Raw genomic sequence first — 26,539 nt, forward strand, 5'->3', positions numbered from 1 at the left:
GGCCCCCCTCACCCGCCATCCCTTTCCGGAACGACCGGCAGCAGCAGAAAGGACGGCTGCTGCCCCCCGCTGATCAGCGTCGTCCGGCCCGCGTAGACCTCCGACCCCCGGTCCTCGGCATCCGTGTGCCCGAACGTGCCGTTGCCCCGCATCGCGACCCCGAACGCCGACGGCCACGGCCCCGCACCCGGAAACGCGAAGTCCCGGCCCTGCACCGAGACGCCGAGGCGGTAGCCGGCCGGGATGACCACCGACGTCGGCCAGATCTCGATCTGCAGGTCGACCGGCTCACCAGGGGTGAGCGGCTGCCGCTCGTCGAAGGTGTGCCACGGCCGGTACGGCTCGCTGCGCGCGGGGTCCAGCTTGCGGAGTGAGGCCCGCAGCCAGCCCAGTCCGATCGCCCCGTGCGGGTCCATCGCGCTGACGAAGGTGACATCGCGGCCGCCGGGGTCCTGCACCCGGAGGGTGAGGAACAGATCGGCGTCCGTGGTCGACGAGGCCACCCGCAGCGACGCGGACGCGGGCCCGGTCAGCTCCAGCTCCGCCGTCAGCGGCTCGGTCCAGAACGTCAGACCGTCGCCGAGCGCATCGAAAGCGGCGCTCCGCTCTCCGGAAGCCGCGGCCGGCGCGAGCGCCAGGCGGTCGAGATCGAGATGGAACGCCGTCCACTCGGTCCGCGCCAACGGCCATTCCCCTTCCGGCCGTTGCGCAAAGCTGCCGTCGGCCCGCCGGACGTGGAGGAGGACCGGCGGCTGGTCGTCCCAACCGGTGTCGCGGCCCTGGAGGAAGTGCCCGAAGAACCGCTTCTGCAGGCCGACCCCGTAGTCCGTGTAGAACTCCACCCAGTGCTGCAGCCCATGCACTTCCAGCCACTTCCGGTCACTCGCGACCTCCGCGTACCCCTCGAACCCGCCCCGTGTGTGCAGGTGATGCGCCCAGTTGACCGCGGACAGCACGGGGACGGTGATCCGCGGCAGATCCGCGGTCCGCTCCCGGTAGTAGGCGTCGAGCAGCGCATGATCGTGCACCGCGCCGACCGTGTCGGCCGCGTTCTTCGCCCGTTCTTCGTCGCTCAGCACCCCGGGACCGGTGACCGCAACGCCCGTGATCCGGTGCCAGGGACTGCCGGCCACCCCGTGCTGCACCGAGGCGACCTGCACCGGGTACCACTGCTGCAGAAAGGTGTGCAGGATCCCGCCGTGATGGGTGAGTTCACGGTAGAAGTCGGTGCCCCCCTCCCAGGGACAGATGGCCGCGAGGTGCGGCGGCCGCAGCGCAGCGACCTGCCATTGGTTGACCGCGTAGTACGAGATGCCGAGCAGCCCCACCTTGCCGTTGCTCCAGGGCTGGGCCCCCGCCCACTCGATGCACTCGTAGTAGTCCCGCGTCTCGCGCGGCGAGAAGATGTCCAGGTAGCCCGGGGACCGGCCGGCACCGCGCGAGTCGACCCGGATCACCACGTACCCGTCGGGCACCCACTTCTCCGGATCGGCCGTCTCCCAGTTCTGGTACCGGTTCGAGGACCCGGCGACCGCATCCGGGTGCTCGTCCTCCAAAGTGCGCCACATGGGCGCGAACCCCTCCTGGAAGGCGAGCCCCTTGGCGTACGGCCCATGACTCATGATCACGGGGTGGGTCTCACCGTCGTCCGGCAGGAACACATCGGCGCGGAGCTCGACCCCGTCGTCCATTGTGATCGGCGCATCCCAGTCGACGAGCATCACACCGTCCTCGGAGCAGTCCCCCGAAGCACTGAGCACTACCGCGGCGCCCACCGTCCGGGCCGACGGGCCGGCACCGCTCCCCACTCCCCACTCCCATTGTCCGCGGGGATCCGCGGGGGCGCCACGGCATGAGGGCAGGACGCCGGGGCGGCGGGGCGCCGGGGCATGCCGAGGGAACGCCTGGGGGCAGGGACGGCCACGACGTACGGACGAGTCGGCAGGGACGGCAGGGACGGCCGCGACGTGCGGACGACGAGTCGGCAGCGACGGCCACGACGTACGGACGAGTCGGCCGGTCCGCCGGATTCTTCCCGATGCACCGCTCTGACCAGCAGGTTCCCGGGTATCCCGCCCGCAGGGCCACCCGGGAGCAGCCGGTAACTTGTCCCTCACGAAGGGCAGGGGCTGCACTACACTCTCGCCAGTCGAAATGGGTTGGACATGCAGCGAATTGCGGGGCGGTGCGGGCGTTCCGGCGGGCAGGGGGGGCGTCCTCGAAGCGCCGGCGGGGAGGACGGACCGTGTCCGGACCAACACCATCTTTGGCCGGGTAAGGGCTTCCTCCGTCTCGTCCCGCCGGAAACATGCCGTGCGGTATCCCTCGGTAGCCCTACAGTCACTCTGGCTGAGATCGGTACACCCACCCGCACGACGCCCCAGCAGAGGAGGGACCGTGGCGCGCCCGGTTCTCGTCACCGCGACCGTCACCGCGAGCGTCATCGCGACCGTCACCGCGACCGTCACCGCAGAGGCAGCCCACCGGCGGCACCGCCGGCCCTGAAGACCGGCCTCGCCACGACCCCACGACCGCACGACCCCACGACCCCACGACCGCACGCCTTCCGACGCCCACCGGGCCCGGCGTCGTCCCGGGCCCCGTACCGCCCCCTTCACCCCGAGCGCAGCAACAGCCGTAGGAGTATCCGTTCATGTGGTGGCCCCGCCGTCATGGTCCAGCGCAGCGAGCAGCGCTGCCGCAGCCCCCTCGCCACCGGCCTCGCAGCTCCCCGTGGACCTCACTCCGAGAGCAGTTGGCGGTCTTCTTCGCCACCTGGTCCGTCACCCGTCTCGTCCATCGCGATCTCCGGCTTTCCGGTGTACGGGACATGCAGGGCCTCGTCGACGCGGTGGCCGTGCGGCGCAATAAGCCGATCACGATCACTGAAGTGCCGCTTCCTGCGCAGGTGTCCGGATTCTGCGCCCGGGGCAAGGACCGGGACTTCATCGTGGTGGATTCCACCGCGAACGAACTGACCCGCCTCCATGCCAGCCTTCACGAGCTGTTCCATCTGTGGGAGGAGCATCCGGCCGACGACGACTCCTCCGGCCGGCTCATGACCGAGGAAACCGTGCGGCAACTCCTCCCCGGGCTCAAGACGGGCCCGGTGCTGCAGGTACTGAACCGGTCGCACTACGACAGCGTCCATGAACGACGGGCAGAGGCGTTCGCCACCGTGATGCTTCAGCGCCACCTCGAACTGCGGCGCGATCAGAGCACCAACGGGTTCCTCTCCTCGGCTCTCTCCCACCGGAGGTCCGGTGTCTGAGAGCGCCTCGAACGTCGTCTACCTGGCCATTGCGATCCTCGACTTCGTGATTGCCGGGTGGAAGTGCCTGGCGCTGCTGCGCGATCCCACCCCCACGCTGTCCTTGATCACGGTGAACTTCGTGACGTCCGGCCTGGTGTTCACGATGGCCGCTCCAGCGGGGTACCGGAGGCTGGGGGAACTCACCGGCGTCCCCAGCTTCGCCACCCTTCCCGTCTACATCGGCATCCTGACCTGCTTCTCCCTTCTCCACCTGCTCACGATGCTGTGGGATCCCCGCTTGCGGCAGCGTCCGCCGGTGCTGCGCCGCAGGGTCACGATGTGGTCCGCGGCGTACGTCGCGGCGCCGGCCGTCATGGTCGTGGCGTTCTGTTCCGCCGACCTGTCCGGTCCGCCGGACCCCCTGAAATTCAATACCAACTTCGCGACCGACCCGCTGATCCAGGTGTTCCTGGGGGTCTTCCTTGCCACGCTGGCCTGCGGAACCCTGAGCACCTACCGGCAGTGCCGCATGGTGAAGCTCGAAGACCCCCGGTTCCAGCGCGCACTGCGCTCCTTCGGCATCGCCATGCTGTTCGTCTTCGGCTATGTGGTGTGCTGCGCCCCGGCCATCACGCTGGCCGCCCTGGGCAACCACACCCTGGACACGGTAGGGGTACTCGGCTCCACCTTCGGCTCGATCGGCGCCCTGATCACCAGCTACGGCCTCTCGGGAGCCGCGGTGGGCGCATGGCTGCGCGAACGGCGTGACATCAAAGCCCTGCAGCCGTTGTGGGATCTCGTCGTCGAAGGGGTCGACGAGGACCTCGCCTTCAGCGTGGACAGCGCACGCAGCCATCGTCTGGCATGGAACGTGGGCTTCAATCTGCACCGCCGCGTGATCGAGATCCTGGACGGGATGCGCGCGCTGCGCCCCTGGGTGTCGCCCCTGCCCGCGGCCGCGGTGTACGCCGCGCACGAACACCGGACATCCCGGGGGAAGGCTGACGCCCGCCGCCTCTCGGCGCGGGAACTGGAAGCGGCCGCCACGGCTGCTGCCCTGCGGGACGCGGCCCAGCGCCTGCAAACCGCTCGGCGCGAAGCGGCGCTGCAGGGATTTTCCGGTCATCCCCCGGCACCCGGGGGCCCGCAGGTGGCGCTGCCCGGTGAGGACACTCCCGCCTCCGACGAACGCCAACGGCTGTTGCGCGTCGCCCAGGCGCTCACCGCCCCGCTGGTCGCCACGGCACTGCAGGCCGTGCGCGTTCAGCGTTCCGCCGCCGAGGTGACCGAGCGGCCGTAGCGACGCGGCGTCCCGGCACGCGGGGGGAGCCTGGCGCCCGCCTGTCCCGCCGGACGGCTGCGGCAGAATTGGCCCGCTCCCGTGCCGGCCCCGGGCACCCGACCATGCCCGGCGCCCGGTGGCGGGGCGTCATCGCATCACATGGATCAAATGGGGGGATTCTTATGAGACGAGCTGTGGTCCTGGGCGGGAGCGTTGCCGGCCTGTACGCCGCTCGCGTGCTGAGCGATCACGCCGACGACGTGGTCATCCTCGAAGCGGATGCCCTGGGGGAAGACGGCACGGGGCACGGCGCTCCGCATCGACACCAACTGCATGCGCTGCTGTCCATGGGGCACACCCACCTCGAACGCTGGTTCCCGGGCATCACCGGCGAACTCGTCGCCGGCGGGGCACGCTTGGGAACCGGACCGGAGGTGCAGTTCTACGTCGACGGAGCGCTCAAGGCTCCGGTTCCCGGCCTTCGGATGCTGGGTGCCACCCGGCCGTTCATCGAAAGCCGGGTCCGCCGGCGGGTGACGGCCCTGCCGAATGTCCGTGTCCTGCAGGGGCGCGCCGACGATCTGCGCTTCAGCGCCGGCCGGGTCAGCGGTGTGCGGTACTCGACCGCTGAGGAAACGTCACCTCCTGCCGGTCGGCAGGGCGAACTGGATGCCGACCTGGTGGTCGACGCCATGGGGCGGTCCAGCCGCCTCGGCACCTGGCTGCTCCGCAGTGGGTGGGACCACGCCCCGCTGCACCGGATGCGGATCGACCTCGGCTACGCCACGGCCGTCTTCCGGCGCGGGGACGAACTGCCCGCAACGGTCGTCGCGCACGCGTCGCCGGGCCCTGCCAGTGGATACCAGCCCACGCTCAGCGAACCAGGGGCGATGGTGGCGGTGGAGGACAACCGCTGGATGGTGGTACTGGCCGGATACACCGATCACCGCCCGGGGCGGGATCCGGCCGATTTCCTGGCCCGGATGCGGCGCTGTGTCACTCCCCTGCACGAGGTGGCGGACCGGTGCACCCTGCTCGGCGACGTCCGGACCTTCCCCTTCCCGGAGAGCCGGCGACGCGACTTCACCCGGCTGAGGCGGTTCCCCGGTGGGCTGGTGGCGGTGGGAGACTCCGTTGCCTCGGTCAACCCGGTATACGGGCAGGGCCTGACGCTTGCCGCGCTGCAAGCCTCGTGTCTGTCCGCGTATCTGCGCGCCGGGACTCCTCCGCACGATCCGGCCTGGGAGTACTTCCGGCGGGCCGCCGTGGTGGTCGATGCGGCCTGGCAGGTGTCGGCGACCGCGGACCTCGCCCAGCCTCATGTGAAGGGCCCGTACCCCCGTGGCTACCGGCTCGCCCGCTGGGCCGGTGACAAGATCATGGAAGCGTCCGTCCTCGACCCCGGCGTCAACCAGGCATTCATGGACGTCGTGCACATGCGCCGGCATCCGAAATCGCTGACCCACCCCCGAGTGCTGGCCCGAGCCGCACGGGTACTGACCACACGCTGAAGCCCCTCCGCACACCGTCCCTCCGCACACCGCCCCTCCTCGCACCGCCCCTCCTCACACCGCCCCTCCTGCGCAGGGCGTCCCGGCCGATAGCGGCAACTCCCGCCCGGCCGGGGTGCCTTGCCGCTGCGTCCGGAGGCCGGCGCACCACGCGGCGCGGTCCGCCGATGCCGGGACGGACCAGGTCGGGCCCCTCGGTCGCGATCACCTAAGGTGAGGCTGCACCGTCGACAAGGAGGGGAGCTGACGATGGCCACGTGGCCGAAGACGCTCGACCTGGCAGAGATCACGGACCCCTCGCTGCGTCGCGACTACAGCCAGCAGCGCCGGCTGGTGGCCCGGTACGCCCGCGCCGAGTACACCGCCGTGCGCCTGCTGCTTCCCGCCCGGCTCGTGCCCGACGTCATCGCCGCGACCGCGTTCATGCACCACAGCGACAACCTCATCGACCAAGGGCCGGTCGGTGAACGTATCGCTGCGCTCACCGACTGGGAGGGCCGGGTGCACGCCGCCCTCAAGAGCGGCGAAGCCGACCAGCCCGTGTTGCGGACGCTGCTCGACACCATCGCCAGGCATCCCCGGCTCCGGCAGTACGTCGAAGACTTCCTCGCCGGCGCGCCCTTGGAGGTGCAGGGGCAGGGTTTTGCCTCGGAGAGCGACTTCCAGCACTACATCGACGGCTATTCGCTGCCCGCCTTCATGCTCATCGCCTGCCTGCTCGACGCGGGGGCGCCCGCGGACGCGTACCTGGCCGGCTGCCGGAGCTTCATCGAGGCGAGTCAGCGTCTCGACTTCCTCAACGACCTCGCCGAGGACCTGGGCAACGGGCGCCTGGGAATCCCGGAAGAACTCCTCGCCCGGCACGGCCTGACCCGCACCAGCCTGACCCGCACCGGCCTGACCCGCGAGGGCGGCGCCCCCGAGGGCTTCCGGGGGCTGGTCGGTGACCAGGCGCGGCAGATCCGTGCGGGGCTGAAGGCGTCGTACGGGCTCGTGGATCTGGTGCACGCCCGAAGCCGGCCGTTCGTCCGCGCTCTCATCGGCATCCAGGGCCTCACCCTGCGGGCAGTGGCAAGGAAGGGAACCGCGCTGCTCGACGGGTCCGCCCGGCCGGATGCCGCTGCGGCGCTCCGGCTTCTGGGCCGGGAGTACGTGGCAGCACGTCGCCGTCGTGACGCGGGTCCGGCAGCCGCCGGCACCTCACCGGGAGCGGTCGGCGGGAGCTGAGCCCCACCGCATCGAGACCGTGCAGACCGCGGACATCCCGTGCCGCTCAGGTGCCGCGCCGGCCGGGCGGCGGACCCTCGTCGCTCTCGGGCCGCGCCAGCCCCAGCAGCCCCTGGATCAGCGGAAAGACCCGCCTTCTGCTCCTGGTGGGCAGGGAACACATACGGTCCGTCAGCTCCCGCACTTCGGGGTCCTCGCGCTCCGGCCGGCTCAGGGCCTCGGAAAGCGCCTCCCGCAGCTCCCGGTCGATTTTGCTGTCGCCACTGGTGCCGCTGCGCATCGCCAGCCGGTCGATGCCCTTGCCCCTGAGCAGCGCAAGATGGGTCAGCTGCTCGTGCGTCGACCGCAGTGCCCGGTAGAGCGCCTGGCGCTCGGTGGCGGTGAAGAAGCCGGGCTCGACATCGAAGAACTTCTCCAGCTTCCGGGTGACGTCCAGCCCGGGGCTCTTCCGCTTTCCGTTCAGGAGGTAGCCGACCTGACCGTGGGAGATACCGGCCCCCGCACCGATCTCGTCGAGGGTGTACCTCTTCCCGTCGGGCTTGCGACGGGTGTCCCGCAGGAAGACGAGGCGGTCCTGGAAGGAGTCCTGCACGTTCTCGGATTCCTTGCCGGTGTGATCGAGCAACGCCTGGACGCGAGGGACCGTGATGCCCGTCCGGTGGGAGAGGTGGTCGATGTCGATGACGTCGCGTCCGAGGCCCAGGTCCCGGAGAAGCTCGTCGATCGCTGCGACGACGGCCGGGAGACCATCCGCCGGGTGCACGTGGGAGGCATCCATGGCGAGGGGCGGTCTCCTGGTCGGGTAGACAGGCGGGGGGGGGACGGCGGCGCACTCGCAGCCACTCCGAGATTAGCGGTCGCAAGCACCGTACGCCATGAACGGCACCACAATTGTGTCAGGTTTGCCCCCTCCGCGGCCCGGGAGGCCGCCATCAACGCTCCCGAGTTAAACGATTGTTGACAACGCGGTGTTGTTGAAGGATCCTCGCCAGGGCGGTGCCGCTGTGCGACCTGGGTTCACCTTGCACGGGGGGCCGATCGCACGGTTTTCGTGCCGCGCAACTGCCGCCTTCCGAGCGGTGGTGCCGGGCTCCACAGGGGAGAGCCCGGCGCCACGACCGCCTGTCGAGGCCGCGGTCCACGACACCGCGCAGGACCGGCAACTACCGACGTCGGCGGCAGACATCTCTGCGGGCCCCCGGGAGACATCGGGGCGTCAGGCCGTCCGGTCGTCGGGACATCGAGGCGTCGGGACATACGGTCCTCCGCCGTCGATCCGAGAGGGAGCGATGACAGCGGGAACAGCGAGCAGATGGCGGAGGCTCTTACCGAGCAGGCGTACGGTGACCGTCGTCGTGGTGGTGATGGCCGTGCTTGCCGGCGGGGCGTATGCGCTCAAGCCGTTGTGGCAGCCGTGGTGGTACGCGGCGACGATCTGCGGGGGAAGCCTGTCGGCGGACGATCTGGCCGACGTTCTGCCGCATGAGCGCCTGCAGGCGGCCGAGGAGCGCATGGATCCCGCCTTGGACCGGATGTCCTGCGGGGTGAATGTCGACGACGACCAATTCTCGTTGTCCGTGAGCGTCACCACCGATACCTGGAAGGCCGATCGGGAGCTGTCCCGTGCGTTCGACACCATCTTGGAACCGGACTTTCCCTTCCCCGCGGGCATCCCGGGGTTCAAGGTCGGCATGGGCCACTACATCGTGCAGGCCTGCCCGGACCTGCCACGTGACGTTGACGGCCGGGAGAAGCATCTGCTGACCAAGGTGATGGGCTTCTGGAACGGTCGGCAAGGCACCCCTGCCGCCCTGCGGATTGCGGTCTCCGCCGCCAACTCGGCATCGAAGAGCACCGGTTGCGGAGCCGATCCGCTGCCCCTGCCCCGACATCCCCAGATCCACCCCCACCCGGTGGCGCTGGACAAGACCGCCGGCACACCCTGCAGTTGGCTGGACAAGACCCGGCTGCCGCGGAGCCCCTCCGGCAAACCCTGGCAGGCCGTTCTGCGCACCGACACCCACACACCCGTCACCAGCTGCTCACTGCACGACCCGGGGTTCGGGGAAGACTACGCCGACTTCGGCGGCTGGTACGGAACCTGGAGCCATACCTCTTTCGCGAAGGGCCCCCTGATGAGCGAAGGATTCGGCCGTGCCACCGCCCGTTGCGACGGCGAAGCCGCCAATTTCCACATCAGAAGCTCCCCGTCCCACGGCCGCACTCCGATGACGGGCGGCGACATGCGCGGCCTGCTCATCGCGTTCGCCCGCGACCAGGCACAGCGCCACGGCTGCACCGACCTCGCCCTGCCGGGGAAGGACATCCACCCCGAACGCAGTGGCTGACCCGGCCGGCACCGCCCCGAAGACAAGGAAACCAAGGAAGCCAAGGAAGCCAAGGACAAAGGAGCGGGCCCGGGGGCGTAGCCTGCCCCCGAGCCCTGTGGTGCCACCCCTTGCGCACGCCGGCACGGTGAAGAGCGCGGGTCAGTCATCATGTCGTCGTGTTCTGCCTTTGAACTACCGCGCATCGAAAAAAGAGCTGCACGGGCCGGACTTGAACCGGCATCCGACGACCCAGGCCCGGCCCGGTCGATCCGGCGATCGGTGGCGAATACTGAGACTGGAGCAAGAGTCTGAGATTGATGCGGTCTGCCTCTGCCGAGTTGGGCTACCGCGACCCGGAAGTGCCGCGGGGAGGGCTTGAACCTCCACTGGAAACCGCGTTCGTCACGACAAGCTTCAGTTTCAGCTTGCGCTCCTCGCGCACCCCGGCCGCACGGAGGCGCCCGGGGAGTTGTAGACGCTACCCGAACAGGTAGCCGAAGACGACCTCACCCACCCGTTCGTCAGTGACCTCGACCCCATTCGCCTCTTCACGGGCGAACTTCACCGCCTGCTGCAACTTCTCGACCCTGTCGAGCAGTTCATTCACACGGCGGGCAGGCAGCGCGCCGGAGAACTTCACAGTCGTCCAATAACCGACCGGCACGTCCTCGTAGTACACATCGACCTGCGCCGGATGCTTTTCGGTGGCCTCCGCCTTCACATGGTTACGGGGCACCTTCTTGGTCCGTACGGTCCTGACCGGCTCGGTCTTCCAGGCGTCCGTAGAGGGGTCCTGCACCCACGACTCGGACGCGTCGAGTACCGGCAGTTTCCGTATGAAGGTGTTCAGGTCCGTGAGCTGCTTCTCCAGGAACAGCAGGTACGACACGGGCACCCGGCCGAGCAGGGTCCGCCCCTCCACCGTCACATCGGCCCGCGCCGTGCAGTTGGCCCAGTCCTTGGTGGCGGTCACATCAAACAGCCGGGTCAGCGTCGTGGCCGTCTCCCGGAGCACGTCCTCGGCCTTCACCTGCACCCGTGTCGCCTCGGGCGGCAATTGCTCGCCCTCTTCGTCCTTGGGCTGATACGTACGGGAGATCCCGGCCAGCAACGCGGGCTTCTGCAAACCGTGATGAGCAGACGTCAGGTCCTGGTGGGACTTGGACTTGACGCCCTTCTCCACGGCAATGATCTGGTTGAGTTTCGCCACAGCCGCACGGTAGCAGCGACCGCCACCCCCTATCGAATAATTTTTCGAGACGGGGCGGCTGCTGCCCTCGGTGCGGCCCTCGTGCGTTCCCCGCAACCGCTCCACCGCGCCCCCCTCGTCCGCACTGCGACCGCAGGGGCCACGGCGGCGGTTCTTACTGCCGGCCGGGGGGGGCAGAACCGCAGCCGCCACCCCGGCGGTCCGCGTCCTTGTGCCGCAGGTGAACCGGGTGGCCGCCGACGAGCCCTACGGGCCCGGCCCTCATGCCTTCGTGCCTGTGCGCGCTCCCGCAGCGTCGATCCAGTAGGTCTCGGCGGCGCGGTCGACACCGCGGCGCAGGGGGTCGCGCCCCAGGCTGGCCACGATCCCCGCCGGGACGACGATCAGGCAGTAGAGGAGGAGGAGTGCGAGGTTCCGCATGGTCATGGGCAGTTCTCCTTGGTCCGGCAGATGATCGGTCGGGGGCCTCGTCCGATCAGTCGAGGGGGATCTCGTCGCGCCAGTCGCCGTCCTCGCTCCAGGCCGGCTGGTCCTCTTTGAGCAGCAGGAAGCTGCCGAGCACGAGGACGTCGATCCGGGTCCGCATGAAGCACCTGTAGGCCTCTTCGGGCGAGCGGACGATGGGCTCTCCCCGCACGTTGAAGGAGGTGTTCACCAGGACCGGGCAGCCGGTTTCGGCCTTGAAGGCGGTCAGCAGCCGGTGGAAGGCCGGGTTGGTCTCCTGGCTCACGGTCTGCACGCGGGCCGACATGTCCACATGGGTGACGGCCGGGATGGTAGAGCGGTGGACCTTCAGCCGCTCCAGTCCGCGGGCGCCGGAGTCCTCGGCGGGCAGCCGCTGGGCGGCGGCCACGTCCGCGACCACCAGCATGTAGGGGCTCTCCTGCTTGAGTTCGAAGTAGTCCTCGGCGTCGCCGTCCAGGACGGCCGGTGCGAAGGGGCGGAAGGACTCCCGGAATTTGATCTTCTGGTTCATCGCGGACTGCATCTCGGTGTCGCGGGGGTCGCCCAGGATCGACCGGGCGCCCAGGGCGCGCGGCCCGAACTCCATCCTGTCCTGGAACCAGCCGACCACCTTGCCCCGCGCCAGCTCCGCGGCCGCCCTGGCCGCGAGCGCGTCCGTCTCGAACCGGGTGTACGGCGCACCGGCGCGGTCCAGGTACGCCTGGATCTCCTCGTCCCGGTAGGCGGGGCCCAGCAGGGCTCCGGACATGGCGTCCCCGCCGCTCCCGAGGTGGGTGCGCTCGGCGCCGCCCTCCATCGCGACGGCGAGCGCCGCGCCCAGGGCACCGCCCGCGTCACCGGCCGCCGGCTGCACCCACACGCCGTCGAAGATCTCCTCGCGGATCACCCGGCCGTTGGCAACGCAGTTGAGCGCCACCCCGCCCGCCAGGCACAGCCGGGTCTCCCCGGTGCGCCGCTGCGCGGTCCTGGCCAGGCGCAGGACCGCTTCCTCGGTCACCTGCTGCACCGAGGCGGCCAGGTCGAACTCGCGCTCCGTCAGGGGGCTTTCGGGGCGGCGGCGCGGCCCGTCGAAGAGTTCCTCGAAGCGACGGCCGGTCATCACCCGGCCGCGCAGGTACGCGAAGTAGCGCATGTCCAAGTGGAAGGAACCGTCGGGTTTGAGATCGATCAGCCGTTCGCGGATCAGGTCGGCGTAGCGGGGCGTGCCGTAGGGAGCCAGACCCATGAGCTTGTACTCGCCGGAGTCCACCTTGAATCCGCAGAAGTAGGTGAACGCGGAGTACAGCATGCCGAGTGAATGGGGGAATCGCAGCTCGGCCAGTGGTGCGAGCCGGTCTGCGCGTCCGTGCCAGAGCGAGGTGGTCGCCCACTCGCCCACCCCGTCGATACAGAGCACGGCCGCTGACTCGTAGGGGCTCGGGAAGAACGCGGAGGCCGCGTGTGACTCGTGGTGGCGGCGGCAGACGATGTCCGGCACCGCTCCCCGGCCGAGTGCCGCCAGCTCCCGCCGGACGGTCTGTTCGGCCCGCCGTTTCCAGCGCAGCCATTCCGGCAGGGTGTCCCGGAACGAGCGGAAGCCGAACGGCGCGGCGCCTGCGTACGAGGCCAGCACGCGACGGAACTTGAGCGCTGGATCCTCGTAATAGGCCACTGCGCGGACGTCCCGCAGTGTCGCGCCCGCCTCGGCCAGGCAGTACGACACCGCGCGGGCCGGGAAGGACGGATCGTGGCGCCGCCGGGTGAAGCGCTCCTCCTGCGCGGCGGCGATGATGGTCGTGCCGTCCACGAGGGCTGCCGCGCTGTCGTGGTAGTAGGCGGAGATACCCAGAACGAGGTCAGTCATGGTGAGCGTCCACTCCTGGGGTCCGGGTGCCGGGCTTGGCGGGCCGTGGGCCGAACAGTGCCGTCCCGAGCCTCACCTGGGTCGATCCGGCGGCGATCGCGGCCTCGAAGTCGCCGCTCATCCCCATGGAGAGGGTGTCCCACCGGTGCCCTGCCGCGACCTGCTTGGCGAACAGCTCGGCCAGTACCTCGAAGGCGTGCGGGCCGGTCACGGGGGTGGCGGGCGTGGTGGGCGTGGCAGGTGAGGCGGGCACCGCCTTGCGCGGAATGGTCATCAGGCCGCGTACGGTCAGGCGCCTCAGGCCCTGGACCGACTCCAGGAACGGGTCGAGCTGATCAGGGGCGAGGCCCGCCTTGGCGGGATCGCCGTCGGCGTTGACCTGGATGCACACCTGGAGCGGCGGCAGGTCGTCGGGGCGCTGCGCGTCGAGGCGCCGGGCCGCCTTCTGCGAGCAGAGCCCCAGCACCCAGGAGAAATTCTCCGCCAGAAGTCTGGTCTTGTTGCTCTGGATCGGCCCCAGGAACACCCATTGGACACCCGAGCCGCGGAGTTCGGCCGTCTTCGGGAGGGCTTCGCCGGCGTAGCTCTCGCCGAAGCGGTCCAGGCCGAGCGTGCGGGCCTCGCGGATCGCGGAGGCCGGGTGCCCCTTGGACACGGCGAGCAGTTCCACTGCCTCGGGGCGCCGGCCCGCTGCCGTGGCAGCGGCGTCTATTCGGGCCCGCAAGGCCTCCAGCCGTTCTCGCATCACATGATCACACTCCACAGCGCGGCCGCGGTGAGGGCGAGGAACACCGCGGGAGGAATCCAGGGCAGGACGTTGCGCACCGGGCCGAGCCGGTCGGTGGCCGGGGCGAGCTGGTGGCCGAGCAGGCCCGCCAGGGTGTTGACGGTGAATCCGGAGAGGTTGAAACCCAGGCCGAAGGCGAGGAGCTGCCAGGAGCTTGCTCCGGAGGGCACCAGTTGGGGAAGGATGGTCAGGAAGAACAGGGCGATCTTCGGATTGGACACATTGAGCAGGAAGCCCTTGACGAACGGGCGGCCACCGGAAGCCCGCTGGGCGACACCGTCCTCCCCGTCGCCCTGCTTGCCGCGCGGGATGCTCGTCCAGGCCATGTAGGCCAGGAAGCAGATACCGATGAGCTGCACCATGGTGTAGGCCGTAGGGGCCGAGACCAGGAGCGCGGCGAGCCCGGTCACGGTCGCCACGACGTAGACGAACACCCCGAGTTCCACGCCCAGAGCTGCCCTGATACCGGCCCGCGGCCCCCTGCTGACGCTGCTCGCGACGCAGTGGAGCATCGCCGGCCCCGGTGTCAGATTCACCACCAGGGCGATGGCGATGAAGGCGAGGACGTGACTCAATGCAGCTCTCCCTTGTTCTCGTATGCGCGCGTGGCATGGCGGGCGGCCCTTCTGGCGCGCAGTCCGCCCGGCGGGTTCAACGACCGGTAGCCCGTCCTGACGCGCTCCCAGATCCCCGGTTCGCAGCCCGGGCCCAGCACGGAGGGCACGGTGGCCATATAGGCGTCCACCGCGTCGGCGGCCCAGGCGGAGTGGCCCGTGGCGACGTTGTCGATGGTGTTGTGGATGTCGACGAAGCGGGTGCTGAAACCGTACTTCTCCAGGGCGATACGGGCGCGCCGGTAGCTGCCGCCGACGCCGGACAGCTCCATCGCCACGTTCAGCCCCAGCACTTCCGGCAGGAAGGTGCGTGGCAGCCGGCCGATGCACAGCCAGTACACCGGCAGCTCGAACGACTCCTCGCGGAATCCCGGCCACTGCGCGAACTCGCGGGAGGCGGTGGGCGGCAGTTCGACGTCCATCTCCCGTAGGACCTCGCGGTAGATCAGGGGGTGGTTGAGGCCGAGGTCCCCGTTGCCGAGTTCGTCCCAGTAGGTGGAGAACAGCAGATGGCCCACGTCCGAGGAGGCATGGCCGTAGTCCGTGAAGCCTTGCAGCCAGCTACCGTCTATCAGGGTCAGGGGAGCGAGCTGCACGGTGGAGTCGACCAGCGCCTCCTTGGTGGGCAGGGGTGCGCCCGCCCCTTGCTCGAATTCCCGGCCGTGCCGGTCGTGCTGCTCCTGGAGCCACGGGCGCAGCCCCCGCGGATTCCACTGTTGCGGAGGCAGCTGCCCGGCCGTGTCCCAGCCGACGCGGGAGCGCGCCAGCCAGCCGTGCACGTACCCCGTGGCGTACCGGCGCAACGCGGGTGTGTCATCGCGGCCCAGCAGGCGGTGGTACGCCTCGCGCAGGGTGCCGGGTGCCCGGTCGGGCCGCGCTGCCTCGCGTCGTACCGCCGCCACCGGGGCGGGGAGGGCCGGCGTTGCGTCCGTGTCCGTGCCCGTGCCCGTGCCCGTGTCCGTGTCCGTGTCCGTGTCCGTGTCCGTGTCAGCGACCGTGACTGTGACCGTGTCCTGTCCGTTGCGGTCCGCGCCCTCGGGCAGTGAACGGATCCAGCGCCGGATCACGGCCTCGTCCGCAGGTGAGAAGATCCGGAACATCGGGCCGTTCTCGGAGATCAGGCCGCGCAGCAGCGGGCTGCGCTCGGGGCTCCCCGGCCTGACCAGGCGACTGGCCGCGAGTGCCCGGAGCAGTCCGTGGGGTGCGGTGCGGGCCTCGGTGAACCAGTCGCCGAGCGAGCGGCCCTCGATCTCGAACTCCTGGTGGTACAGAGCCGCTTCGCGGGCCCTGAGCCTCAGCAGCTCCGCCATGTCACAGGCCGGGTCCAGGGCTGCCGACACCTCCTGGTACAGGCCGCTGCTCCATCGCTGCAGCATGTCCAGGGCCCAGCGGAAACCGGCGATCAGCCCCGGCGAGTCCGGGGTCCTCGCCGGCAGCGCGGCGGCAGCCGCACGTGCGAGCGCAAGTCCGGTCGGCGTATCCGCCCGACGGGCGGCCCCCGGGTCCAGGGCGGTCCAGTCGGCCGCCGCCGGGAGCAGCTCACGCACCGCGGCAAGGGGCGGAAGCAGCCCGACTGCCCGCAGACACAGATCGGCGCCCACCAGCTCCGTGCGATGCTCGTCGGGCCGCCGGCTCATGGCCAGCAGCGGCCCGGGCAAGGCGAAGGCCAGGTCGGAGACCTGCGGGACCTGGGTCAGCCGGGCGGCGGGTAGCGTGCGCTCCGCGAGCCGCAGGTGGTGCAGCAGCGCCCGGTACGCGCTGCCCCGGTCGGCTCCGGGATGCCCGGCGCCCAGGTCCTGGGCGTAGAGCGAGAGCGTGCGCATCGTCAGCTCGCTGTCACCGTTGCCGGGACTGCTCAGCCACTGCAGCCAGGCACCCGAGACCAGCGCGAGCGGAGCCGCGCCGAGGGCTGCCCGGCGGACCAGGGCGTCGCGCGACTCCTGGTCGGCGGCCCGGGCCGCGAGTGCCCGATAGCCGTCGGCGGCCCGGGCCGACCATGCGCCGGCCCGGTGCTCCCAGTCCTCCAGGGCCCCTGCGGATGCCGTCAGCGCACGGGAGTACTCGTCGGGGATCGCCACCGGCGGGGGGAACCCCTCCGGGTCCGCGGCCTGTACGTACAGCGTGCGGAAGTCCTCCGCGACGGCCCGGGAACGAAGGCCGGCGGTGTCGGCCGCCGCCTGCTGGCGTTGCATCGACGCTCCTCCTGTGGTTCCGGTTCCGGTTCCGGGGTGTCAGAACATCGGGTAGATGGAGGCGTCGTCCTTGGTCTTGGCCTTGCGCTTGCGCTGGAAGAAGCCGAGCACTTTACGCAGCAGTGCCATGGGAGGTTCCCTTCAGGAGTGACGGGTGTGATGCGGGGCTCGACGGCGCGGTCAGGACAGACCCGGGCCCGTGGCCAGGACCGGCCCAGGCCCGTGGCCAGGACAGACCCGGGCCCGCGGTCAGGACAGACCCAGGCCCGTGGCCAGCAGACCGGACACCAGGTCGTAGCCCTCGTCGGTGAAGTGCGCGCGGTCCACGAACAGCCACTGCCCGGGATCTGCAGCATCCGCCACGAGCGGGTTGAGATCCAGGAACGCCACATCGTGTTTCGCGCACGCCTGCGCGATGCCCTCGGCGTAACGGCGGCCGACCTCGGCGGGGGCGATCTCTCCGAAGAGCTGCCAGAACGTCGACTGCTTGCGGTCCAGTTCGTGGAAGAGCTCGGCTTCCTCGCGCGAGGGGGTATCCCGCACCCAGGTGGCGAGCGGCTGAAGAGCGAACGAGATCCGGGTGCCGGATGCGCCGGCCAGCAGCCGGAAGCGCTCCAGGTCGAGCGCCGTGCGCTCGACGGCGGTCGCCAGCCGTTCGTCGAGCGTCAACGGCGCCTCATCGGCGGGTGCCGGCGGCGCGGCGGACCGGCGTTCGCCGCGCCCGAGCCGGCCGGTGCGCTTGGCCTTGCGGTGGCGCGAGCGCAGCTCCTCCATCTGCTGGTAGTACTCGCCGGAGAAGAAGAAGGCCCCGTAATCGCCCTGCAGGGCCCGGGGGAGGCCGGCCAGCGCAAGGTTGTTCAGCCCGGAGAGGATGACGAGCTGGTCGACCGGCGGCAGCATCTCGCGGTGCAGCAGGTAGAGCATCATCTCCTGGGTGGAGCAGTATCCGCGGGCACCGAGGTTCAGCCAGGGGGCGGAGGGCGCGTGCCGGGTCCACAGGCGCGACGGGATCGAGGCGGCGTCGCCGGTGGTGCCCACACCGAATGCCGTGGAGCTGCCTGCCAGTACGTTGACCGTGCCGTCGGCGGGAGCGTCGGCGACGGAGGCGGAGCCGGACGCGCCATGGGAGACGCGGAATCCGAGACGATCGGTGTTCACCACGCCGGAGCGGTAGTCCGCCCGGTGGAAGTACATCAGGTAGGGCACCCAGCGGGTCTCCCCGCGATCGACGAAGTCGTCGTACTGGGCCATCTGCGGGGTCAGCGAATAGCGCCTTGCGTTCACGGACGAAACTCCTGTCAGCGGACGGTTGCCGGGGAGGAGGAACGCTCAGTCTCCCCAGCCGAGGTCGGCGGTCATGCCAAGGCCGAGAGCCGACGGGCCGCTGGTCAGGGCGTCGCATACGGGTACAGCCGGACATCGTGCGGTGAGCGCCATGGCAACTCCGTGTCGTCATCCGTGTGTTCATCCGTGTGTTCATCCGGGTCTTCAAGGGACCGGCACCGTATTGAGCCTGCGGGACAACGGGCGGTGCGTACACACACACGGGGTGTCGTGTCTGCGTCTGGCGCAGATGCGTCACGGGGCGGGGCCGACGCCCCACCGGGAACCGCAGGGGGAGAAACCAGCCAATTGTGGTGAATGTCGAAGCCATCGCCGAGCATTCCCCAACTCGGCATAACGTAAGAGTGATTGGGTGAACGAGGCCGTTTCCCGGGTGCTCTGCCTCCGGAGTCGGCCTCCGGCGTGCCAGGTATCGATGTGCCGCGCGGCTCAGACACACCGGGGGTGTGCAACGTGGAGGTATCCGGCCTTCATGCCACAGGGGAATGGCCTGTTCTGGGGGAGGAAGCCCGGGCTGTGTACCGGTTCCTGGCCGAAGTCCCCGAAGGCATCTCGACCCACGAAGTGCGCACGCGGACACGGCTGTCCGACGAGTCCCTGGACCAGGCGATCGACAAGCTGATGACGCTCAGGCTGCTGTGCACGTCCTCCTGGGAGAAGGGCGTCCTGCGGGCCCTCTCGCCCGAATGCGCCAGGGTGCAGCTCGTCTGGCCGATCGTCAGGGAGCTCAACCGTCGTCAGCGCGAGGTGGACGCCATCCGTGAGGTGTACTCCGAACTCGCGCAGGTCTACGAGAACGCCACGCTGCACGGGGCCGGGACGAGCCCGTTGGAGGTCATACCGGATCTTCCCTCGGTCCGCCGGGCCCTCACCCAGCTCGCCGCCGAGGCCACCGAGGAAGTGATCACCGCTCAGCCGGGTGGGGCCCGGCCCGCCGAGGCGCTCAAGGAATCACTGGAGCGCACCGACGAATTACTGGGCCGCGGCGTCCGGCTGCGGACCCTCTACCAGCACACGGCGCGATTCAGCCCCGCGACCGCGGAGTTCGTCCAGCACGTCACCGGGCGGGGAGCAGAAGTCCGTACCCGGAGCGACGGATTCATGAAGCTGCTCCTCTTCGACGGCAAGGTGGCGGTGACCCCTTTGCGCGACGACCGGTACGGCGCATTGATCGTCCGGGATCCACATGTGGTCGATGTCATGCGGACCGCATTCGAACCGGCCTGGAGCACGGCCCTTCCCTTCCCCTTGCGATACGACCCGGTGACCGCCGGCCAAGTCCTGGACGACATCAAGACGACGATTGCCCATCTGCTGACAGAGGGGCTCGAGGACAAGGTCATCGCCCGTCGGCTGGGGATGTCACTGCGGACCTGCCAGCGTCACGTCTCGGACCTCATGCGGAGGCTGGGAGCAAGGAACAGGCTGCATCTCGGATACCTTCTGCACTCCCACCACCTACGGGAACAAGGCATGGCGCCCCGGATCTCCTCGCATATCGACACGGGAAGTTGATCCGGCTCGGCAGGCAGTCACCGACGGACCTGGATCCCTTTACCGGCGATCTCTTCTTTCCGAGGGGCAGGTGCAGCTGCTCCTCCGGGCATACGCGGAGACAGCGATGCCTCGCAGCTTTGGGGCTTCGGAACGGGCGCCCGAACCGGACGTGCGGAATCAACAGCGTGTCGTGCCCCTGGGCTTGCTTGAGTCGTGGGAATCCAGAGGGCCCGTGGACGGCAATCCCCGCGTGCGGGGGCTCAGGAGTCGCTCAGTGCGACCACGATGCCGAACCCGAGGATCACGACTCCGGTGACCCGGTCGAGAAGGCGACGGGCAACGGGGCGTTGGATCCAGCGGCGCGCCGACCGGGCAAAGAAGACCAGCATCGCCGACCACAGCGTCCCCAGAACCACATGCACGCAGGTAAGCAGCACACCCATCGGAAGGTGCGGTGCAGATACCGGAATGAACTGAGGAAGCATGGCGACGTAGAAGACGCCCACCTTGGGGTTGAGAACGTTCGTGAGAGTTCCCCGCCGCCAACCGGCCAGCAGTCTGCCCGTTTCATTGGGAATCTCATCGGCTTCGGTGGTCTCGGTGTTCTCCCCTTCGTCCTTGGGCTTCCGCATGCTGTCCCGAAGCATGCGGAAGCCCATCCAGAGCAGATAGGCAGCGCCTGCCCAGCGCACCACGTTATAGGCGACCTGCGACGCGGTGAGGAGCGCGGTGATCCCGAGAGACGTACATGTTCCCCAGAACAATGTGCCGCTCTGGATTCCCAGCACGACCCCCCAGGCACGGCGATAATTCCCCAGTACGGAGGTCCGGACGATAATCGCGGTGTCGAGTCCTGGAATAACGGTGAGGAGCCCGACGACGAGTGTGAAGGACCAGATGGATGCGAGGATACTCATGAATGTTCACCATTGAATTGTTGCTTCGCTTGATCTGGCCGGTTCGGACAACCGGCCAAGTCGGGGGCGGAGTGGGAGTGGTGGCTACTACGCAGTCGCCCGAAGTCGCAGTCCAGACCCGTGATGCCCGAGCGGAACTCCAGTTGCTGCTGAACGTCGAGACTGTACAGAGAGCGGTAGCCCCCATCCACAACGAGCTTGTAGGCGTCCATACGGGGCGCGTCGGCTAGGGAGAGCCCGGTGCTGCCGTCGGCACTGCGCCGCGTCGCCCGGCATTCGACCCCCGCTTCGGGGTCGAGCACGGGCCGGGGCGGCACCGCTCGGGTCTCGGGTGCCACCCCGGAGGCATGCGGTCGCGTCCGTCAGGCGAGGGGGGTCTCGCGCGGGTGGCCCTCCGGCAGGGATGTCCTGCCGGGCTTGCTGACCAGCAAGCCTTCCAGGTAGAGGAAGTCCAGATCGGTCCGGAAGAACGTGCGCAGGGCGTCCTCGGGAGTTTCGACGATCGGTTCGCCGTTGTCGTTGTAGGAGGTGTTGAGCAGCATCGGCACGCCGGTCCGCGCCCGGAAGGCACTGATCAACGCGTGGTACTCGGGGTCGAGTTCCTCATGGACGGTCTGCACTCGTGCTGTCCCGTCCACATGAGTGATCGCCGGCACCTGAGCCCGCTTCGCCTCGCGGACCGCGGGGACCAGCAGCATGAAGGGGCTCTCCCCGGTGAAGTCGAACCAGTCCGAGACGTTCTCGGCCAGGACGGAGGGAGCGTAGGGCCGGAAGACCTCGCGGTGCTTGATCGTGGTGTTGAGATAGTCGCGCGTACGGGGGTGCCGGGGATCGGCGAGCATGCTGCGGTGGCCCAGCGCCCGCGGTCCCATTTCGGAGGCTCCCTGGTACCAGCCCACGAAGTAGTGCTCGGCAAGGAGACCCGCGACCTCGTCAGTCGTCGTCTCTCGCCAGTCGAGCTTGCTCTCGTACGGTTGCAGCGCCTGCTCGACGCGCTCGCGCGCGTACCTGCGTCCCAGGGCAGCGGTACGAAGCGGGCTGCGCTCCTTGCCGCCGAGGATCTCGTGCCAGCCGTACAGGGCCGTGCCGATCGCGTTGCCCGAATCGCCGGCCGGTGCGGGGATGAAGACCTTCTCGAACGGCCCCTCCGCCCTGATGCGCTGGTTGGCCACCGAGTTGAGCGTGATGCCGCCGGCCAGGCAGAGATTGCGCTTGCCGGTCAGCTCATGGGTGGTGCGGGCCAGATGGAGCATCGCCTTCTCGAGCTCGTCCTGCACCTTGAAGGCCACGTCCTTGGCGAACTGGTGCTGCCAGGAATCAGGGGCCTTCGACTCGTAGCCGTCGCTCTCCGCGGTGAATATTTCCTTCCAGATCTTCTCCAGGCCGGATTGCGAGACCTTGATGTCAAAACCGTCCAGCGTCAGCCAGTCGCCCCATTCGGGCCGTGGCCGACCGTACGGAGCCAGGCCCATGGTCTTCCCGGCCTCGGGGTAGCCGCCGCACTCGAACAGGCCGAAGTCGGGGGTTCCGTACCGGGTGATGAAGTTCAGCTTCGTCGTGAAGAAGTCATAGAAACACCCCAAGCTCAGGTCCGAATAGTCGGCCGGATAGTTGGTGGCGGCGACGGAACGCAGAGTGGTCCCCTCGCCGACGAAAGCGGTGTGCTTCTCGATCATCTGGTCAGGACCGCGGCTGCCTGCCTGGTCCACGATCAGTACGGCGGCGTCCTCGAACGGGGACGTGTAGTAGGTGGTCGCGGCATGGGCAAGGTGGTGAGAGGGGAACGGGATCGCGTGGACCTTGCTCTTGTCCTTGATGGGGAGTTCCCGAAGGATGCGCCATACCGCGCCGTCGCCGAGCGGACGGTTTCCCACGACGAGATCGAGGTCGTCGATGCCTATGCCTGCCGTGTCGAGGCAGTAGGCCACGGCCCTCATGGGCAGGACCTTCGTCAGCCGTTCGAAGTATCCCTGGACGAGGAAGCCTTCGGAGTGCTTGATCCGGTCCAGGCGCTCTTCCTCGATGGCGACCACGACCTTGCCGTCCTTGACGAGGGCAGCGGATCGGTCATGGCTGAGGTTCAGGCCGAGGATGTAGGTCATGTCATCCCTTTCTGGTCGTGATGGAGCACGGCGGTCGGCAGCCGGAAGCGGTGTGCCCGCGGGTCGACCGTGGGACTGCAGCTGCTGTTTCGGGGGAGGCTTCCGCTCACCCGAGGGGCGGGACGGAGCGGCGAGTTGTCCTCGACGGTGAGCGATGCGGTACGCGGGCGGCGGTCATGCCGTGACCTGGTGGGCCGGCCCTGGTGCCGGCGATTCGGCCCGCTCTGCTGTCCGGGCGGTTGCGGCGTCCACCAGTGCGCACATGACCCGCAGGTCGTCACCCATCTCGGGGTGCCATTCCACGCCGATCGCGAATGCGCCGCATGCGCTCTCGACGGCCTCCACGGTGCCGTCCTCGGCATGGGCACTGACCCGCAGCCCGCTGCCCACCTCGTCGACCGCCTGGTGGTGGTAGCTCGGGACAGCGACCTTGCCAGAGATCACGGTGGCGAGTCGTGAGCCGTCCACGATCCGGATTTCGTGCTCGGAGAAGGTCCCGGGCTGGACTGCGTGCCCGTCATGACCCACCACATCCGGCAGATGCTGAACCAGCGTGCCCCCGCAGGCGATGTTCATCAGCTGCATGCCTCTGCAGATGCCCAGCAACGGGATACCGCAGCGCAACGCCGCCTGAATCAGGGCGAGTTCCCATGCGTCCCGCTCCGGGGCCGGCGGCCCCGTCCGCGGATGCCGCGGCTGGCCGTAGCGTTCGGGATCGACGTCCGGGCCGCCCGCGATCACCAGACCATCGAGCCGGGCGACCGCCGCGTCGGCCATCGCGGGTTCGTCCGGCGGCAGCATCGCCGCCAGACCGCCGGCCCGTTGCACCAGGCGTGGGTACTCCGCCGGCAGCAGTACGGCGTCCATGTCCCAGTCCCTCCACCGAGCTTGGTCGAGGTAGGTGGTGATCCCGATGAGCGGCTTCTGCACGAGGTCCTCGCTTTTCATCGCGATGCCGGATGCATCCGGACACCGCTTCCAGCGCACCGACTTCTAGGCCCGATGACACTGGGAGGCAGGGGGCGTTCGGTCCCGACTTCTGGGAAGTAGCTGGCATCGACTGATGAAGTTCTCCGCTGAACAGCAGAGTTTGATGCAAGCACCCTTGACGGAGGTCTTTAAGGTATGAATCTAGACCTTTAGAAGTCAAGGGTTTGGCTTTCTTTTGACCTCATCAACACTCCCGAGCCGGCTCGCCACCGGTCACGCCGTACCGGCGGCAGGTAGCGGGCGTGGCGCCTGCGCGCACGACGGGCGTGGCAGCGGACGCGCGCGTCGAAGTCGGCGAGGGCGGTCAGGATCGCAGGGATGCGGACGTCTGCCTGCACCTGCCGGGAACGATCACCGACCAGAGCGAGGCGGGTCGTGAGGGCCCTCCGTCCCGATGACATGCCGTCATCATGGCAACCCCGCCGAGTCGTTGACCAACAACGATCTCTTGATCATCATTAGCTATCTTGATGCAGATGGATGTTCATCTGCTCCGGACCTTCGTTGCGGTCGCCCAACGCTCGTCCTTCTCGGATGCCGCCCGCGAGTTGGGGTACACCCAGTCCGCGGTCTCGCAGCACGTGGCCTCCCTGGAGAACGATCTCGGGGTGGCTCTGCTGACCCGGCGACCTGTCTCGTTGACTCCCGCCGGGGCGCGCTTGCTGGAGCACGCCCGGCCGCTCCTCCTTCGGATGGAGGCCGCACGCGTCGATGTCTCACGGCCGGTCACCTCACCCGCCGACCATCTGCATTGGGGGGCTTCGCCGCTTGCGGTGACCTCACGCCTCCTGGAAATACTTGCCCGGTTACGCCAGGACCACCCGGGAACGAGAATCACCCTGCGGGTGCTCGAGCGTGCGGCGGTAGCCGCGCAGATCGTGACGGGGGTACTCGACTTCGGGGTCATCGAGGGAGTGGTGGCCTCCAACGATCCACTGCAGCTTCCCGACATCGGTCCGCTGAAGGCCACCGTGGTCCACGAGGAGGAGGTAGCGGTGCTCCTGCCCGCGGGACACCCCCTGGAGGGGCGCGGACACGTCCACCTCGCCGATCTGTCGGACGCGCAATGGATCGATGCGCCGGAGGCAGCGACCCCGCTCACCCACCTGCGAAACGTCTGCGGAAGCCATCCGTTCCCGGGCGCCTTCTCCTATGAAGGGATGGATGTGCAGACCGTCCTCGAACTCGCCGCCGCAGGCCACGGCCTGGTCGTTCTTCCACAGTCCGTGGCCGCACGGGACCCCCGTATCACCTCGGTCGCCCTGGCATCCCCGAAGCTGGTCCACCGCACCGAACTCCTGTACAGCCACACGCCGCAGGGGCCGGCCGAGGTGCTGGTGAAAGCGTTTCTCGGCGACGGCTGACCTTGCCGTCGATCATGGTGGCGCCAGTGGCTGCGAACACCGTGCCGGGTAGCCCGGGCGAGGGCTCGATGACTTCCACGGTGTGGCCGAGGGACTGGCACAGCTCGTACAGGTGCTCCCCCTTGTGAGCGCGAGGCTGCTGTCGCAGGGTTCTTCCGGATGCATCCAGGGACTGATCGAGCAGGTGACGTCGAAGTGGCTGGGACGGCACATCAGGAGCCGGCGCGGAGTGGCCACGCGTCGCGTCGCGGGGCGCAACTCGTGCGGTGCCGAAGGAATTGCGTCAGTGAGAGGCGAAGCGGCCCTCTTTGGTGGGCTGGGACTGTGCCGTTGCAGGCTCGGGAGAACACCGTCGTCGGGCGAAGTCGATTGCCGTGCGGCTTTCCTCCGTCACCGCTCCGGGCGTCGAGGTGCTTCCTTGTTTCGCGTCGTGTCGCTCCTGCGCACTTGCGGGAGGGCGGCCTCCATGGCGAGTCAGCGATTCGAGGAAGACCACGATCGCAGCGCCAACCGCCTCTCCGGTAGCGGATGTGACGGGCGTCGTCCGCGCGGCGCTTTGACAGGCAAGCCCCCGAAAGACCGGAACGGGCCTCCGACGCAGGTCAGAGGCCCTTTCCGAGGCAAAGTCCCAGCTAAGGGCGGACGAGTCGGCCTGTACGCCGGGGAGTGTCGCCGCAACGCTGTCACCTGCATGAACGTGGAGGATCGCCACCCCGATGGCTACTTAAGTGGCTACGTAACTTTTTGACCTTGAGCCACGGCCGCGCTGCTGCTTCACCTCGACCGGCACGCCCCCGATGGCTCTCTCTCCAGACGGCGGGCAGGCACCCTCTTCGCGATGCCGCCGCGATGGAACCTTCCATGAACCTCAGCCCGCACGATCAGCTTGAACAGGCGCCGCGCGGTGCAAGGGCTCGCGAACCGACGTACCTGAGAACTCGCGGTACTCATCCACGAGCCGAAAGAAGGCATCCAGCGGAGGTTCGCCAGGCAGGTTTTCCGCGATCGCGGCGTCCCACCCTGCCGCCATCGACCACCCGCGGGTCCTGCTGAGCCAAGAGGCGAACTCTCCACTCCCACGGTGAAATGCGAACGGCTCATCGACATCGTGGACCTGAAGCGCGAGGTGATACCCGGACATCAGTACCGCCAGCTCCTCCAACGAGCCGTTGCACACCCATGCGTTCGACCGTTGCCGAACAGCCTCTAGCAGGCCATAGACGTCCTGCCACTCCTCGACGCCCCTCACCTTGGGCCCTCCATCTGACGTCCCCACCACTTCCCCCTCCAGCCTGCCGGCGCCACCGGCAACCCAACCCGCCACCTTGACGAACTACACAGGGCCCCACGAGGAGTCCAATATGCGGACACGACCTGTGACGTGCGCCACACTGTCATTACTCGTACCGGCGCCCGGCGTGCACCTCTCTGAAATTTCAGAGGCCCCGGATCGAACCAGGCGCCAGGTCGCTACAAACGCGATGCTGCAGGGGGCGACTCGCATGCCCCAAACAGACAGCCGAATTAACCCCGGACAGCCTCCCGATAGCGAGGCCGACAGCCCCCTTAAAGCCTGCCGACAGGCAGCGCGCGGGGTACCCCACCCCGAGC

General features: G+C 68.9%; 20 protein-coding genes. 7 read left to right on the forward strand and 13 right to left on the reverse strand.

The features are described from left to right. Window positions 1-8: 8 nt before the first annotated feature. Complete coding sequence (locus ACF088_RS30155) at window positions 9-1,721, reverse strand: CocE/NonD family hydrolase (RefSeq protein ID WP_392379032.1); 1,713 nt, start codon at window positions 1,719-1,721, stop codon at window positions 9-11. A gap of 1,034 nt (window positions 1,722-2,755) precedes the next feature. On the opposite strand from ACF088_RS30155, the gene ACF088_RS30160 reads away from it, so the two are divergent. From ACF088_RS30160 to ACF088_RS30175, 4 genes are all read left to right on the forward strand, one after another. Beyond that, on the forward strand, window positions 2,756-3,271 hold the full coding sequence (locus ACF088_RS30160) for a hypothetical protein (RefSeq protein ID WP_392379033.1): 516 nt from the start codon (window positions 2,756-2,758) through the stop codon (window positions 3,269-3,271). Then, entirely contained in the window at window positions 3,264-4,553 is a 1,290-nt protein-coding gene (locus tag ACF088_RS30165; protein ID WP_392379034.1) for an MAB_1171c family putative transporter, read from the forward strand. The genes ACF088_RS30160 and ACF088_RS30165 overlap by 8 nt, the downstream gene beginning before the upstream one ends. 164 nt (window positions 4,554-4,717) lie before the next feature. Continuing rightward, a complete protein-coding gene (locus ACF088_RS30170; RefSeq protein ID WP_392379035.1) occupies window positions 4,718-6,046 on the forward strand; it encodes an NAD(P)/FAD-dependent oxidoreductase in 1,329 nt (442 codons plus the stop codon). Window positions 6,047-6,295: 249 nt separating this feature from the next. Next, window positions 6,296-7,273, forward strand: a complete 978-nt coding sequence (locus ACF088_RS30175; RefSeq protein WP_392379036.1) for a phytoene/squalene synthase family protein — start codon at window positions 6,296-6,298, stop codon at window positions 7,271-7,273. Window positions 7,274-7,319: 46 nt separating this feature from the next. Here the strand turns inward: ACF088_RS30175 and ACF088_RS30180 are convergent, their stop codons facing one another. Continuing rightward, window positions 7,320-8,051 carry a helix-turn-helix domain-containing protein gene (locus tag ACF088_RS30180; protein ID WP_392379037.1) on the reverse strand — a complete coding sequence of 244 codons (732 nt, stop codon included), beginning with the start codon at window positions 8,049-8,051 and terminating at the stop codon, window positions 7,320-7,322. 565 nt (window positions 8,052-8,616) lie between these two features. Here ACF088_RS30180 and ACF088_RS30185 point away from each other — a divergent pair. Continuing rightward, window positions 8,617-9,621, forward strand: coding sequence for a hypothetical protein (locus tag ACF088_RS30185; RefSeq protein ID WP_392379038.1), 1,005 nt, complete (start codon window positions 8,617-8,619; stop codon window positions 9,619-9,621). 460 nt (window positions 9,622-10,081) lie between these two features. Here ACF088_RS30185 and ACF088_RS30190 read toward each other — a convergent pair whose 3' ends face one another. The 7 genes from ACF088_RS30190 to ACF088_RS30220 all read right to left on the reverse strand — a co-directional run bounded on the left by ACF088_RS30190 (window position 10,082) and on the right by ACF088_RS30220 (window position 17,998). Next, window positions 10,082-10,813 (reverse strand): hypothetical protein, encoded by a 732-nt coding sequence (locus ACF088_RS30190; protein ID WP_392379039.1) that lies wholly within the window; start codon window positions 10,811-10,813, stop codon window positions 10,082-10,084. Between the two features lie 261 nt (window positions 10,814-11,074). Further along, window positions 11,075-11,239, reverse strand: a complete 165-nt coding sequence (locus tag ACF088_RS30195; RefSeq protein WP_392379040.1) for a hypothetical protein — start codon at window positions 11,237-11,239, stop codon at window positions 11,075-11,077. A gap of 49 nt (window positions 11,240-11,288) precedes the next feature. After that, on the reverse strand, window positions 11,289-13,121 hold the full coding sequence (locus ACF088_RS30200) for a carbamoyltransferase (RefSeq protein ID WP_392379041.1): 1,833 nt from the start codon (window positions 13,119-13,121) through the stop codon (window positions 11,289-11,291). Then, a complete protein-coding gene (locus ACF088_RS30205) occupies window positions 13,114-13,866 on the reverse strand; it encodes a YggS family pyridoxal phosphate-dependent enzyme (RefSeq protein ID WP_392379042.1) in 753 nt (250 codons plus the stop codon). The genes ACF088_RS30200 and ACF088_RS30205 overlap by 8 nt, the downstream gene beginning before the upstream one ends. Then, window positions 13,866-14,483 carry a LysE family translocator gene (locus tag ACF088_RS30210; RefSeq protein ID WP_392379043.1) on the reverse strand — a complete coding sequence of 206 codons (618 nt, stop codon included), beginning with the start codon at window positions 14,481-14,483 and terminating at the stop codon, window positions 13,866-13,868. Before ACF088_RS30210 ends, ACF088_RS30205 begins: the two co-directional genes overlap by 1 nt. Next, window positions 14,480-16,714, reverse strand: coding sequence for an iron-containing redox enzyme family protein (locus ACF088_RS30215; RefSeq protein ID WP_392379044.1), 2,235 nt, complete (start codon window positions 16,712-16,714; stop codon window positions 14,480-14,482). The genes ACF088_RS30210 and ACF088_RS30215 overlap by 4 nt, the downstream gene beginning before the upstream one ends. Before the next feature lie 249 nt (window positions 16,715-16,963). Beyond that, window positions 16,964-17,998, reverse strand: a complete 1,035-nt coding sequence (locus ACF088_RS30220; protein ID WP_392379045.1) for an SGNH/GDSL hydrolase family protein — start codon at window positions 17,996-17,998, stop codon at window positions 16,964-16,966. Between the two features lie 576 nt (window positions 17,999-18,574). Here ACF088_RS30220 and ACF088_RS30225 point away from each other — a divergent pair. Then, window positions 18,575-19,573, forward strand: a complete 999-nt coding sequence (locus ACF088_RS30225; RefSeq protein ID WP_392379046.1) for a LuxR C-terminal-related transcriptional regulator — start codon at window positions 18,575-18,577, stop codon at window positions 19,571-19,573. Between the two features lie 242 nt (window positions 19,574-19,815). Here ACF088_RS30225 and ACF088_RS30230 read toward each other — a convergent pair whose 3' ends face one another. The 3 genes from ACF088_RS30230 to ACF088_RS30240 form a co-directional block, all read right to left on the reverse strand. Continuing rightward, window positions 19,816-20,472: a LysE family translocator gene (locus ACF088_RS30230; protein WP_392379047.1), complete on the reverse strand. Its 657-nt coding sequence runs from the start codon at window positions 20,470-20,472 to the stop codon at window positions 19,816-19,818. 362 nt (window positions 20,473-20,834) lie between these two features. Then, window positions 20,835-22,574, reverse strand: a complete 1,740-nt coding sequence (locus ACF088_RS30235) for a carbamoyltransferase (protein WP_392379048.1) — start codon at window positions 22,572-22,574, stop codon at window positions 20,835-20,837. Window positions 22,575-22,748: 174 nt separating this feature from the next. Then, window positions 22,749-23,522, reverse strand: a complete 774-nt coding sequence (locus ACF088_RS30240; RefSeq protein ID WP_392379049.1) for a gamma-glutamyl-gamma-aminobutyrate hydrolase family protein — start codon at window positions 23,520-23,522, stop codon at window positions 22,749-22,751. A 518-nt stretch (window positions 23,523-24,040) separates the two neighbouring features. Here ACF088_RS30240 and ACF088_RS30245 point away from each other — a divergent pair. Next, window positions 24,041-24,928: a LysR family transcriptional regulator gene (locus ACF088_RS30245; protein WP_392379050.1), complete on the forward strand. Its 888-nt coding sequence runs from the start codon at window positions 24,041-24,043 to the stop codon at window positions 24,926-24,928. An 868-nt stretch (window positions 24,929-25,796) separates the two neighbouring features. On the opposite strand, the gene ACF088_RS30250 is transcribed toward ACF088_RS30245, so the two are convergent. Next, the gene (locus ACF088_RS30250) at window positions 25,797-26,177 is read right to left on the reverse strand and encodes a hypothetical protein (RefSeq protein WP_392379051.1); all 381 of its coding nucleotides are present in this window, start codon (window positions 26,175-26,177) and stop codon (window positions 25,797-25,799) included. Window positions 26,178-26,539 lie beyond the last annotated feature (362 nt).

Source organism: Streptomyces sp. NPDC015125 (assembly GCF_043080045.1).
Classification (GTDB): domain Bacteria; phylum Actinomycetota; class Actinomycetes; order Streptomycetales; family Streptomycetaceae; genus Streptomyces.